The sequence below is a fragment of the Saccharopolyspora sp. CA-218241 genome (assembly GCF_050954615.1).
In the GTDB taxonomy this organism is placed as follows: Bacteria; Actinomycetota; Actinomycetes; order Mycobacteriales; family Pseudonocardiaceae; genus Saccharopolyspora; species Saccharopolyspora cebuensis.
Window position 1 is genome coordinate 2,641,330 of the sequence record NZ_CP191860.1, and the last position, 12,568, is coordinate 2,653,897.

Annotated in this window: 9 protein-coding genes and 1 rRNA gene; 7 read left to right on the plus strand and 3 right to left on the minus strand. The window is 72.6% G+C overall.

Features of this window, described 5'->3' with window-relative positions:
* Positions 1-47: 47 nt before the first annotated feature.
* Positions 48-164, plus strand: a 5S ribosomal RNA gene (rrf, locus tag ACQP0T_RS12685).
* Between the two features lie 377 nt (positions 165-541).
* On the opposite strand, the gene ACQP0T_RS12690 is transcribed toward rrf, so the two are convergent.
* Positions 542-826, minus strand: a complete 285-nt coding sequence (locus ACQP0T_RS12690) for a DUF3040 domain-containing protein (RefSeq protein ID WP_433873209.1) — start codon at positions 824-826, stop codon at positions 542-544.
* Between the two features lie 559 nt (positions 827-1,385).
* Positions 1,386-3,905: an ATP-dependent Clp protease ATP-binding subunit gene (locus tag ACQP0T_RS12695; protein ID WP_433873211.1), complete on the minus strand. Its 2,520-nt coding sequence runs from the start codon at positions 3,903-3,905 to the stop codon at positions 1,386-1,388.
* Positions 3,906-4,198: 293 nt separating this feature from the next.
* Here ACQP0T_RS12695 and ACQP0T_RS12700 point away from each other — a divergent pair, with 293 nt between their 5' ends.
* Entirely contained in the window at positions 4,199-4,837 is a 639-nt protein-coding gene (locus ACQP0T_RS12700; protein ID WP_433873213.1) for a class I SAM-dependent methyltransferase, read from the plus strand.
* 51 nt (positions 4,838-4,888) lie between these two features.
* The gene (locus ACQP0T_RS12705) at positions 4,889-5,401 is read left to right on the plus strand and encodes an XdhC family protein (RefSeq protein ID WP_433873215.1); all 513 of its coding nucleotides are present in this window, start codon (positions 4,889-4,891) and stop codon (positions 5,399-5,401) included.
* Between the two features lie 16 nt (positions 5,402-5,417).
* On the opposite strand, the gene recQ is transcribed toward ACQP0T_RS12705, so the two are convergent.
* On the minus strand, positions 5,418-7,274 hold the full coding sequence (gene recQ / locus ACQP0T_RS12710) for a DNA helicase RecQ (RefSeq protein ID WP_433873216.1): 1,857 nt from the start codon (positions 7,272-7,274) through the stop codon (positions 5,418-5,420).
* 92 nt (positions 7,275-7,366) lie between these two features.
* Between recQ and ACQP0T_RS12715 the strand changes: the two genes are divergently transcribed.
* The 4 genes from ACQP0T_RS12715 (at position 7,367) to ACQP0T_RS12730 (ending at position 12,568) form a co-directional block, all read left to right on the plus strand.
* Positions 7,367-8,587, plus strand: coding sequence for a TetR/AcrR family transcriptional regulator (locus ACQP0T_RS12715; protein ID WP_433873217.1), 1,221 nt, complete (start codon positions 7,367-7,369; stop codon positions 8,585-8,587).
* A 237-nt stretch (positions 8,588-8,824) separates the two neighbouring features.
* Positions 8,825-10,465 carry an acyl-CoA carboxylase subunit beta gene (locus tag ACQP0T_RS12720; protein ID WP_345366813.1) on the plus strand — a complete coding sequence of 547 codons (1,641 nt, stop codon included), beginning with the start codon at positions 8,825-8,827 and terminating at the stop codon, positions 10,463-10,465.
* A gap of 26 nt (positions 10,466-10,491) precedes the next feature.
* Positions 10,492-10,737 (plus strand): acyl-CoA carboxylase subunit epsilon, encoded by a 246-nt coding sequence (locus tag ACQP0T_RS12725; protein ID WP_345366811.1) that lies wholly within the window; start codon positions 10,492-10,494, stop codon positions 10,735-10,737.
* A 61-nt stretch (positions 10,738-10,798) separates the two neighbouring features.
* Complete coding sequence (locus ACQP0T_RS12730; protein WP_433873699.1) at positions 10,799-12,568, plus strand: acetyl/propionyl/methylcrotonyl-CoA carboxylase subunit alpha; 1,770 nt, start codon at positions 10,799-10,801, stop codon at positions 12,566-12,568.

The following is a 12,568-nucleotide window of genomic DNA, read 5'->3' on the forward strand; positions in this document are numbered from 1 at the left end:
GGCGGCTGCTCATGGGTTTCCCCCACCGGGGTGTGGGGGTGTGGGTTGTCGGTGGCGATGGCGGGGAGGGTACGCCCGGTCCCATTCCGAACCCGGTAGCTAAGCTCCTTAGCGCTGATGGTACTGCACTCGTGAGGGTGTGGGAGAGTAAGACACCGCCGACACATTACGATGGAAGGGGCGGGGCACGAAGAACGAGGGTTCTTCGTGCCCCGCCCCTTTCTTTTTATTGTGTGTGGGGTTCCGGGGCCTGGTGGGCCTGGGGGTCCCGCTTTTTTGTCTGCGCCCCCGGACCGCGTCGCGGCTGGAGGGAGTTCGGGTCACCGAGTGGTGTCGGGAAGTGGCTGGCGTCTCTCGCCACAGCGGAGGTGCCCGGACGGCGCGGCGTGGGGGAGAGCCCCGGGACGGCTCCCGCTGCCGGGACGGCCTGTCCGGAGGGGCGGTGCCAGCGGCCGTAGCGGTCGCACCGGCCGGAGGACCGTGCCGACCACGACCACGCGCTGCTCGCTGCCGGTGCAGCGGGGTCACCGCGCGCGGCCGGCTAGGCCTGTTCCTCGTCGCCGTGCGGCATCATCGACCAGCGCCGCAGCGCGAAGAGCACGACTGCGAGCACCGTGGCGGTGAACATGCCCGCGCCTTCGCCGAGGAACAGGCAGGCGACCGCGAGCACCGCCGCCAACGCGCCCAGCACGGTCGTGAGGGAAAGCCCGGCGCGCACGCGCTCGATCGGCCCGGTTTCACCGAGCCGGCGGGCCAGCTTGGGGTCGTCGGTGCTGAGCTGCTGCTCGATCTCCCTCAGGCGGCGCTGTTCGTCCTTGGGGAGCATGGCCACCTCCGCAGGTCCTCGGCCGGTTGAACAGATGGTGCACTGCATGCGATGCCGCTGTGATGGGCCGTACGGCCCGGGCCGTCGATCGTGCTCGCGAGATCCGCGTGCCGGGGGCCGTCGCCGCGATCCACGGACCTGGCGCACCGCGTGGCCCGAGACCCGCATCGGCCACCTCGACGAACCACCCGCCGCCGGACTGCTGGACGCCGGACGGGGCCGGGCGGGACTGGCCCGGACGACGTGCGCACCGCCGGGAACCGCATCCGGGAGGGCGGCGAGGCGGGCATCGCCGGGCCTGGGGAAAGGCCACGTCCGGTCGGCACCGCCGACGACGGCGCCGCGGTGGTCCCCGGGACGGTGCGCTCGGCGCTCCGACCGGCCGGATGCCACCGCATCCCACTTCGGCATCGGGTTGGGCCCCTCCGTCGACGACTCCCGGTGACCTCTGATTACCCCCGGGAGCAGGTCGTGAAACGGCGCCGCAGGTCAGCACGGGTGCCGAACGCACGAGAGGGCGGACGCACCAGGTGCGTCCGCCCTTCGTCCGCGGTTCCGGTCAGGCCACCGGGGTGCGACCGGCGACGGTGAACTTCAGCTCGCCGTCCTCGACGTCGACCCGCAACGAGTCGTGCTCGTCGAGGGCGCCGTCCAGCAGCAGGTCGCTGATCCGGTCCTCCACCTCGCGCTCGATGGCCCGCCGCAGCGGCCGGGCCCCGAACTCGGGCTGGTAGCCGCGCTCGGCGATCCAGTCGACGGCCGCCGGGGTGAACTCCACCCCGATGTCCCGGCTGCTCAGCCGCTCGACGGTGTGGTCCAGCAGCTTGCGCGTGATCAGCCGCAACTGGTCGCCCTCCAGCCGCTTGAACACCACGATCTCGTTGATGCGGTTGAGGAACTCGGGGCGGAACACGTCCCGCAGCTTCGGCATGATCCGCTCGTCGAGGTCCGGTTCGCCCTCGCCGGTGCTGAACCCGATCGCGCCCCCGCGGCTGGAGACGACCTCGGACCCGAGGTTGCTGGTCATGATCAGCACCGTGTTGCGGAAGTCCACGGTCCGGCCCTGGCCGTCGGTCATCCGGCCGTCGTCGAGGACCTGCAGCAGCGTGTTGAACACGTCCGGGTGGGCCTTCTCGATCTCGTCGAGCAGGACCACCGAGTACGGCTGCCGCCGCACCGCCTCGGTCAGCTCACCGGCCTCGCCGTGCCCAACGTACCCCGGGGGCGCGCCGACCAGCCGGCTGGCGGTGTGCCGCTCCTGGAACTCGCTCATGTCCAGCCGCACCATCCGGCGCTCGTCGCCGAACAGGGTCGCGGCCAGCGCCTTGGCCAGCTCCGTCTTGCCGACCCCGGTCGGGCCGAGGAACAGGAAGCTGCCGACCGGGCGGTCCGGGTCGCCCAGACCGCTGCGGGACCGGCGCACCGCCCGCGACAGCGCGCGCACCGCGCTGTCCTGCCCGACGACGCGCTCGTGCAGCTCCTCCTCCAGGCGCTGCAACCGCACCTTCTCCTGCTCCGTCAACTGGCTGACCGGCACCCCGGTGGACCGGGAGATGATCTCGGCGATGTCCTCGGCGGTCACCTCCAGGACGTCGTCGGTCGGGACGCCGCCGAGCCCGTCGAGCTCGGTCTGCGCCTGCTGGATCCGGTCGCGCACCGTCGACGCCCGCTCGTACTCCTCGGCGGCGACGGCCTCGGCCTTCTCCTCCTCGAGCTCTTCGATGCGCTGGGCGAGCTCGCCCGCGCGGGTGTTCGACACCGCCGCCAGCCGCTTGCGCGCGCCGGCCTGATCGATCAGGTCGATCGCCTTGTCCGGCAGGAAGCGGTCGGAGATGTACTGGTCGGACAACCGCGCGGCGGCCTCGACGGCCTCCTCGGTGTAGCGGACCCGGTGGTGCTCCTCGTAGCGCTCGCGGAGCCCGCCGAGGATCAGGATCGTGTCGGGCACGGTCGGCTCCGGCACCTGGACCGGCTGGAAGCGGCGTTCCAGCGCCGGGTCCTTCTCGATGTTCTTGCGGTACTCCTCGAGCGTGGTCGCGCCCACCACGTGCAGCTCACCGCGGGACAGCCGCGGCTTGAGCATGTTCCCGGCATCCACCGCGCCCTCCGCGCCACCGGCGCCGACCACGGTGTGCAGCTCGTCGATGAACACGATCAGCCGGTCGCGCTGCTCGGCGATCTCGTCGATGACCTTGGTCATCCGCTCTTCGAAGTCACCGCGGTAGCGGGTGCCCGCCAGCATGCCGGACAGGTCGAGCTGCACGACCCGCTTGCCCAGCAGCGCCTGCGGCACCTGCTCGTTGGTGATCCGCTGCGCCAGGCCCTCGACGATCGCGGTCTTGCCGACGCCCGCCTCGCCGATGAGCACCGGGTTGTTCTTGGTGCGGCGGGACAGGATCTCGACGGTCTGCTCGATCTCGTCGGCGCGCCCGATGACCGGGTCCAGCTCGCCCGCGCGCGCCTTGGCGGTCAGGTCCTGGCCGTACTGGTCCAGCGTGGGAGTGCCAGTGTCCTCACCGGGGCGCTCGGCGGTGCGCTGCTCGGTGCGCTCGCCGCGCGCGGCGGCCTGCATCCCCTCGGGTGTCATCCCCGCGGAGCCGAGCAGTCGGCCGGGCGAGGACTCCTGGTTGGCGGCCATCGCCAGCAGGACGTGCTCGGGGCCGATGTAGGTCGAGCCGACGGCGCGGGCCACCCGGTGCGAATCGGCCAGAGCGGCCTTGCCCTCCGGGGTCAGCGCGATGGCGCCGTCCCCGCCGGCGGGCTCGGCGGCCCGGGGCAGGTGCCCCTCGATCTCGGTGGCCAGCTCGTCGGTGTTCACCCCGGCCCGACCCAGCATGTCGCTGGTGGTGGGGTGCTTGGTCGTGGCCCACAGCAGGTGCAGGGCGTCCAGCTCGTTCTGCCCGCGCTGCCGCGCGAACCGCGCCCCTTCGGCCAGGAGCTGCTGGGCCTGCTCGGTCATCAGGTCGGTGATGTCGATCCGACGGGAGCCGGGCGCGGCGTCGCTGCCGGCGAAGAAGCGCGCGAAGTACTCGTCGAACGGTCCCGACCCGAAGCCGGCCGGTCCGAAGAACGTCGCCATGATTACCTCCTCGCGACGGTTGCCAAGGTCCGCCGCCACCAAGTTGAGCCTTCTGCTATCAACCAACGTCAGTCTCGTGCGGGTTGTTCCGAGCCGGGGATCTTGTGTCGGCTCTCACACCGCCCGGCGTCGCGGCCCCGCTCCGGTCCGGACCTGGCGAGCACCGCCCTATTCGCGGGAACAGGTCGCGGCGCGCTGTGATTCCGGTGCTCGGCGCCCGGCTTGACCTCCAGCGCGGTGCAAGTCGGAGGGTGGGCGCAGCGGCGAGGGTCGTCGCGTGGAGAGGAGTCGTCATGGCGGAGTCAGTTCCCGGGAGCACCTTCGAAGCGGCCTACGCCGAGGGTTCCCCGCCCTGGGTGATCGACGCCCCGCAGCCGGCGATCGTCGAGCTGGAGCGCCGGGGCGGCATCCGGGGCAGGGTGCTGGACCCGGGCTGCGGCACCGGGGAGCACGTCCTGCACCTCGCCGCGCTCGGCTACGACGTCCTGGGCGTGGACCTGGTGCCCGCCGCCGTGGATCTGGCCAGGGACGGCGCACGGCGACGGGGGATCGAGGCGCGGTTCGAGGTGGCCGACGCGCTCCGGCTCCCGGCGGAGCTCGGCGACCGGCCGTTCGACACCGTGGTGGACAGCGCGTTGTTCCACATCTTCGGTGACGTCGAGCGCGCCGCCTACGTCCGGAGCCTGCACGCGGTGTGCCGACCGGGGGCGGCGGTGCACGTGCTGGCGCTGGCCGACACCGGGCCGGGGTTCGGGCCGGAGGTCGGTGAGCCCGTGCTCCGGGAGGCCTTCGGTGCCGGGTGGCGGCTGGTGGAGCTGCGGCCGAGCAGCTACCGGGGCGTGGCCCGGGGCGAGTCCGCCGAGGCGTTCGGCGTCGAGCCCGGCGCCCTCGTGGACTCGCCCGCCTGGCTGGCCACCGCCGTCCGGCTCTGACGGGTGCGGTAGAGGCTTCATGGCGGCCGGGGCGGCTGGCAGACTGACCGCATGATCGACGATTCCGCCTGCGGGGTCGCCCACGGCGGGGCGGCGGACGATCCCGAGGTCCGCGTGCTGGTGGCCGTGTTCGCCTCTCCCGTGTCCGGGTACCTGCTGCGCTACGCGCGCGACGCCGGTTTCCGGCCCGTCCTCGTCGAGCCCGAGGCCGGGCGGGCGGCGGAGGCCGCCGCGCTCGACGTGCCGGTGGTGGCCTCGATGCCCGAGCTGGACGGCTCGGCCGATGTGGTGGTGACCGACCACCACCGCCCGGAGCTGGGGCCCGCGTTGCGCGACGCGCTGGCGGGCGGGCCGCGGTGGATCGGGGTGATGGGCAACCCCCGCCACCGCGGTCCGCACGTCGAGGCGCTGCGCGACCTGGGCGTGGGGGAGGCCGAGATCCTCACCGTGCACCGGCCGATCGGCCTCAACATCGGCTCGCGGCGCCCCGCCGAGATCGCCGTGGCGACGCTGGCCGGGCTGCTCGCCGACCGCAACGGCAAACCCGGCGGCTTCGAGTTCTGAGCCGGTCCGCGGCAGGTCAGGCGGTCGTGGCGGACAGGGTGTCCAGCACGCCCTGCCCGTAGCTCTCCAGCTTGTGCTCGCCGACGCCGCTGACCGCGCTGAGCTGCTCCAGCGTCGTGGGGTGCACCGCCGCGATCTGGCGCAGCGTCGAGTCGTGGAAGATCATGAAGGGGGCCTTGCCCTCCTCCTTGGCGGTGGCGGTGCGCCACGCCCGCAGCTCCTGGAACACCGGTTCGGCCTCCGGCGGCAGGTCCTCGGCCGCGACCTTCGCGGCCTTCGGCGCCTTCGCGCGCGCCCCGGCGACGGGACGTGCCGGGTCGCGGCGCAGCCGCACCGGACGCGGGTCCTCGCGGCGCAGCACCTCGGAGCTGGCTTCGGTGAGCACCAGCGTGCCGTAGTCGCCTTCGACCGCAAGCAGGCCCTGGGCGAGGAGCTGCCGGATCACGCCGCGCCACTCGCCGTCGCCCAGGTCCGAGCCGACGCCGAACACGCTGAGCGCGTCGTGCCGGAACTGGGTGATCTTCTGGGTGGTCTTGCCGCGCAGGATGTCGATGACCTGGCCAGCGCCGAACTTCTGGTTGCGCTCGCGGTCCAGCCGCACCACCGTCGACAGCAGCTTCTGCGCGGCGACGGTGCCGTCCCAGGACTCCGGCGGGGTCAGGCAGGTGTCGCAGTTGCCGCAGGGCTCGGCGCGCTCGCCGAAGTAGGCGAGGAGCTGGGTGCGGCGGCAGTCGACGGCCTCGCACAGCGCGAGCATGGCGTCGAGGTGCCCGCTGAGCTGGCGGCGGTGCGCCGCGTCGCCGTCGGAGTTGTCGATGAGCTTGCGCTGCTGCACCACGTCCTGCAGGCCGTAGGCCAGCCAGGCCGTCGAGGGGGCGCCGTCCCGGCCCGCGCGGCCGGTCTCCTGGTAGTAGCCCTCGACGGACTTGGGCAGGTCGAGGTGGGCCACGAAGCGGACGTCCGGCTTGTCGATGCCCATCCCGAACGCGATGGTGGCGACCACGACCAAGCCGTCCTCGCGCAGGAAGCGGGACTGGTGCGCCGCGCGCGTCGCGCTGTCCAGCCCCGCGTGGTAGGGCACCGCGTCGATCCCGTTGGCGACCAGGAACTCGGCCGTCTTCTCCACGTCGGAGCGGGTCAGCCGGTAGACGATGCCGGCGTCCCCGGCGTGCTCGGCGCGGAGGAACTGCAGGAGCTGCTTCTTCGGATCGTTCTTCGGCACGATCCGGTACTGGATGTTGGGCCGGTCGAAGCTCGCGATGAACCGCCGCGCGCCGGTCAGCTTCAACCGGGTGGCGATCTCCTCGCGGGTGGCCTCGGTGGCGGTGGCGGTCAGCGCGATGCGGGGCACCGATGGCCAGCGCTCGTGCAGCACCGACAGCGCCAGGTAGTCGGGGCGGAAGTCGTGGCCCCACTGGGACACGCAGTGCGCTTCGTCGATGGCGAACAGCGCGATCTCGCGGCGGTCCAGCAGCCGCAGCGTCGAGTCCATCGACAGCCGTTCCGGGGCCAGGTAGAGCAGGTCCAGCTCACCGGCGAGCAGGTCGGCCTCGACCTGGGCGCGCTGCTGGGGCGACTGGGTGGAGTTGAGGAACCCGGCCCGCACGCCGAGCGTGGTGAGCGCGTCGACCTGGTCCTGCATCAGCGCGATCAGCGGGGAGATCACCACGCCGGTGCCGGGCCGCACCAGCGCCGGGATCTGGTAGCACAGCGACTTGCCGCCGCCGGTGGGCATCAGGACGAGCGCGTCACCGCCGCCGACGACCTGCTCGACGATCTCCTGCTGGGTGTCGCGGAACGACTCGTAGCCGAAGACGCGCCGCAGCACGTCGCGGGCGGCGTCGAGACCGGGGGCGAGATCAGGCGAAGCCACCCGGGCATCCTAGTGCCCGGCTCCGCAACGGCACGGCCGGTGGGTCGGCCGTATGCTCGCGGGCTCCGAGGCGTGCGATGGCGGGTGGGACGATGGCTGAGGTGGTGACCTCCAAGGCGGCCGGGCCGGTGGCCCGCGGCACCCGGCCGCGCAACCGGCGGGCGATGATCACTGCGGTGGCGGCGGACCTGTTCTACCGGGTCGGCTACGCGCGGGTGGGCATGAGCGACATCGCGGAGGCCGTCGGGGTCGGCACTTCCGCGCTGTACCGGCACTTCCCGGGCAAGCAGCAGCTGCTGACCCGGCTGGTGCTCGACGAGATGCGCCCGTTCAGCGAGATCAGCCGCTCGATCCGCGACCGCGAGGTAGGCGACGTGGTCGGCGCGCTCGCCGACGCGGCGCTGGAGCACCGGCAGCTCGGGGTGCTGTGGCAGCGCGAGGCGCGGCACCTGCCCGCCGAGCAGCGGGCGGTGCTGCGCGAGGAGTTGCGCGGGGTGGCGGCCGGGCTCGCCGGGGTGGCCGAGGCGTTCCGCCCCGGGTTGTCGCGGCAGGAGGCCCGGTTCCGGGCGTGGTGCATGTTCAGCGTGCTGACCAGCCCGTCCTACCACCAGGTGCAGTTGCCGAAGCGGGAGTTCGCCGAACTGCTGCGCGACATGGTGGTGGTCATCGGCGAGCAGCCCGCCGCCGCGCTGGCCCGCAGCGCCCCGCGCCCGGCGGAGTTCGACCAGCGGTTGCTGGCGGGGCGGGCCTCGCGGCGGCGGCGGTTGCTGGCGGCCGCCGCCCGGTTGTTCTCCGACCGGGGCTACGCGGAGGTGACCACCGAGGACGTCGGCGCGGCGGCGGGGATCGCCGGTCCGAGCCTGTACAACTACTTCGCCAGCAAGCAGGAACTCCTGCAGGCGGTGCTCAACCGGGGCATGGCGTGGCTGGAGGTGGACCTGGAGCGCACCCTGGCCGCCACCCCGGCCGCCGACGAGGCGCTGCGCGCGCTGCTGCGCTCCTACATCGGCTTCGCCTACGACCACGGCCGGTTCATCGACATCCTGGTCAGCGAGGTCAACCACCTGCCCGACGCCGAACGGCATCGGGCGCGGCAGACCCAGCACGCCTACGTCGCCGAGTGGGTCGGCCTGCTGCGGGAGGCCCGGCCCGAGCTGGACCCGCTGCGGTCCCGGGTGCTGGTGCAGTCGGCGCTGACCGCGGCCAACGACATGGCGCGGACCGGGGCGGTGCGCGACGCCGAGGCGCTGCTGCGGGTCGGTGTCGCGCTGATGCTGGAGACGCCGGTCCCCGCCGATGTCGCTTCGAGCTAGGGGTGATTCACTTAACTGAGGAACGGCCAGCTCAGCGCAGCGTGCAGGGTCGGCTACGGCTATCGAACAGTCACTTGGAAATTGACCTCCGCGATTCCGTTCGATTAGGCTCGCCTGCCGAAGAGGTCTGCCCGGGCGGGCGTCCCGGGCATCGCGGTACCGGGCGGTCCGGCCCGCGCCGTGGTCGTGCGCGGCGGTGGACCACGGGTGAGCAGGTGACGAGAACAGGTTGGTTGCATGAGCAGCGCGACGGAGCCGGTCGGACAGCCGCCGGCTGACGTGCCGGACATCCACACGACGGCCGGGCGGCTGGCCGATCTGTACCGGCGCAACGACGAGGCGGTGCACGCGGGATCGGCGCGCGCGGTCGACAAGCAGCACGCCAAGGGCAAGAAGACCGCGCGGGAACGCATCGACATGCTGCTGGACCCCGGGTCGTTCGTCGAGCTCGACGTGCACGCGCGCCACCGCACCACCAACTTCGGGATGGACGCCGACCGGCCCTACGGCGACGGCGTGGTCACCGGCTACGGCACCGTCGACGGCCGCCAGGTCTGCGTGTTCTCCCAGGACTTCACCGTCTTCGGCGGATCGCTGGGCGAGGTGTTCGGCGAGAAGATCGTCAAGGTGATGGACCTGGCGCTCAAGACCGGGTGCCCGCTGATCGGGATCAACGACTCCGGTGGTGCCCGCATCCAGGAGGGCGTGGCCGCGCTCGGCCTCTACGCCGAGATCTTCAAGCGCAACACCCACGCCTCCGGCGTGATCCCGCAGATCTCCCTGATCATGGGGCCGTGCGCGGGCGGCGCGGTGTACTCGCCGGCGATCACCGACTTCACCGTGATGGTCGACCAGACCTCGCACATGTTCATCACCGGTCCGGACGTGATCAAGACCGTCACCGGCGAGGACGTGACGTTCGAGGACCTGGGCGGCGCCCGCACCCACAACTCCACCTCGGGCAACGCGCACTACCTGGCCACCGACGAGGAGGACGCGGTCTCCTACGTCAAGGAACTGCTGTCGTTCCTGCCCAGCAACAACCTGGCCGAGGCGCCGGTCTTCGAGGGCGCCGACACCGGCGCGGGTGCGATCGCCGACGCGATCACCGACGACGACCGCGAGCTGGACACCCTCGTCCCGGACTCGGCGAACCAGCCCTACGACATGCACGAGGTGGTCTCCCGGGTCGTCGACGACGGCGAGTTCCTGGAGGTCGGGGCGCTGTTCGCGCCGAACATCCTCACCGGCTACGGGCGCGTGGAAGGCCGTCCGGTCGGCGTGGTCGCCAACCAACCGACCCAGCTCGCCGGCACTCTGGACATCGACGCCAGCGAGAAGGCCGCCCGGTTCGTGCGGACCTGCGACGCCTTCAACATCCCGGTGCTCACCTTCGTCGACGTGCCGGGTTTCCTGCCGGGCACCGGCCAGGAGTGGAACGGCATCATCCGGCGCGGCGCCAAGCTGCTCTACGCCTATGCCGAGGCGACCGTGCCGCTGGTCACCGTGATCACCCGCAAGGCCTACGGCGGTGCCTACGACGTGATGGGGTCCAAGCACCTCGGCGCCGACATCAACCTGGCGTGGCCGACCGCCCAGATCGCGGTGATGGGCGCCCAGGGTGCGGTCAACATCCTGCACCGGCGGCGGCTCGCCGAGGCGGCCGAGGCCGGGGAGGACGTCGAGGCGGTGCGGGCGGAGCTCCAGCAGGAGTACGAGGACACCCTGTGCAACCCGTACGTGGCGGCCGAGCGCGGCTACGTCGACTCGGTGATCCCGCCGTCGCACACCCGCGGCTACGTGGCGCGCTCGCTGCGGATGCTGCGCGACAAGCGGGCGAGCCTGCCCGCCAAGAAGCACGGCAACATCCCGCTGTGACGCGGGCGCCAGGACCGGAGGAACCCATGAGCGACGACGCCGACCCGCAGCGGCCGGTGCTGCGCATCGTCCGCGGCGCCCCCGACGACGTCGAGATCGCCGCGCTGACCGCCGCGCTGAGCGCGGTGGCGGCCGCGAACGTCCCCGCGGAGCCGGGCGAGCGACCGATGTCGCGCTGGGGCGACCCGGCTGCCGCGCTGCGGTACCCGGCGGGCCGCCGTCCGCTGCGGCCGGGCCCGCACGCGTGGCGGGCCTCCGGGCTGCCGTGCTGAACCCCGACGAGCTTCGAAACGCTATCCCGGCGTCGCGCCGGACGAAGAGGAGTTGACCACTGTGGACGTGACGCCGATCGGCAAGGTCCTGGTCGCCAACCGCGGTGAGATCGCGGTGCGCGTGATCCGCGCCTGCCAGGACGAGGGCATCACCAGCGTGGCCGTCTACGCCGAACCCGACGCCGACGCGCCGTTCGTGCGGCTGGCCGACGAGGCCTTCGCGCTGGGCGGCAGCACGCCGGGGGAGAGCTACCTGGTCATCGACAAGATCATCGACGCGGCCAAGCGCTCCGGCGCCGACGCGGTGCACCCCGGGTACGGCTTCCTGTCGGAGAACTCCGACTTCGCCCAGGCCGTGCTCGACGCCGGGCTGCTCTGGATCGGGCCGTCGCCGCAGGCCATCCGCGACCTCGGCGACAAGGTCACCGCCCGGCACATCGCCACCCGCGCCGGGGCGCCGCTGGTCCCGGGGACGAAAGACCCCGTGTCGGGTTCCGACGAGGTGATCGCCTTCGCCGAGCAGCACGGCCTGCCGGTGGCGATCAAGGCCGCCTTCGGCGGTGGCGGCCGGGGCCTGAAGGTGGCCCGTTCGCTGGAGGAGATTCCGGAGCTCTACGACTGGGCGGTCCGCGAGGCCGAGAGCGCCTTCGGCCGGGGCGAGTGCTTCGTCGAGCGCTACCTGGACCGCCCGCGCCACGTCGAGGCGCAGGTGCTCGCCGACCAGCACGGCACCGTCGTGGTCGTCGGCACCCGCGACTGCTCGTTGCAGCGCAGGCACCAGAAGCTCGTCGAGGAGGCCCCGGCGCCGTTCCTGTCCGACGAGCAGCGCCGCACCATCCACGAGGCCGCCCGGTCGATCTGCGCCGAGGCCGGTTACCACGGCGCGGGCACCGTGGAGTTCCTGGTCGGCCAGGACGGGACTATCTCGTTCCTGGAGGTCAACACCCGGCTGCAGGTCGAGCACCCGGTCTCGGAGGAGACCACCGGGATGGACCTGGTGCGCGAGCAGTTCCGCATCGCCGAGGGCCGGCACCTGGAGATCACCGAGGACCCGGCGCCGCGCGGCCACTCCTTCGAGTTCCGCATCAACGGCGAGGACGCCGGTCGCGGCTTCCTGCCCGCCCCGGGCACCGTGACCCGCTACGTCGCCCCGGCCGGGCCGGGCGTGCGGGTGGACGCGGGCGTGGAGACCGGCACCGTGATCGGCGGGCAGTTCGACTCGCTGCTGGCCAAGGTGATCGTCACCGGCGCCACCCGGCAGCAGGCCCTGGAGCGCTCCCGCCGGGTGCTCGACGAGATGGTCGTCGAGGGCATGGCGACGGTGCTGCCGTTCCACCGGGTGATCGTGCGCGACCCCGCGTTCACCGGTGCGGACGGGTTCGACGTGCACACCCGCTGGATCGAGACCGAGTTCGACAACACCATCGAGCCGCACACCGGCGGGGCCCCGGCCGAGGACGAGACCGAGCCGCGCCGGACCGTCGTGGTCGAGGTCGGCGGTCGGCGGCTGGAGGTGACGCTGCCCGCCGCCCTCGCGGCGACCGGCGGCGGCGCGGGCGGCGGGCAGCCCCAGCCGCGCAAGCGGTCGGCGGGCAAGTCCAAGGCCGCGGCCTCCGGTGACGCGGTGACCGCGCCGATGCAGGGCACCCTGGTCAAGGTGGCGGTGTCCGACGGTGACGAGGTCGCCGCCGGGGACCTCATCGCGGTGCTCGAGGCGATGAAGATGGAGAACCCGGTGACCGCGCACAAGGCCGGCACCGTCACCGGCCTGAGCGCCGCGCCGGGCGACCCGGTCACGCAGGGCACCGCGCTCTGCGAGATCAAGGGCTGA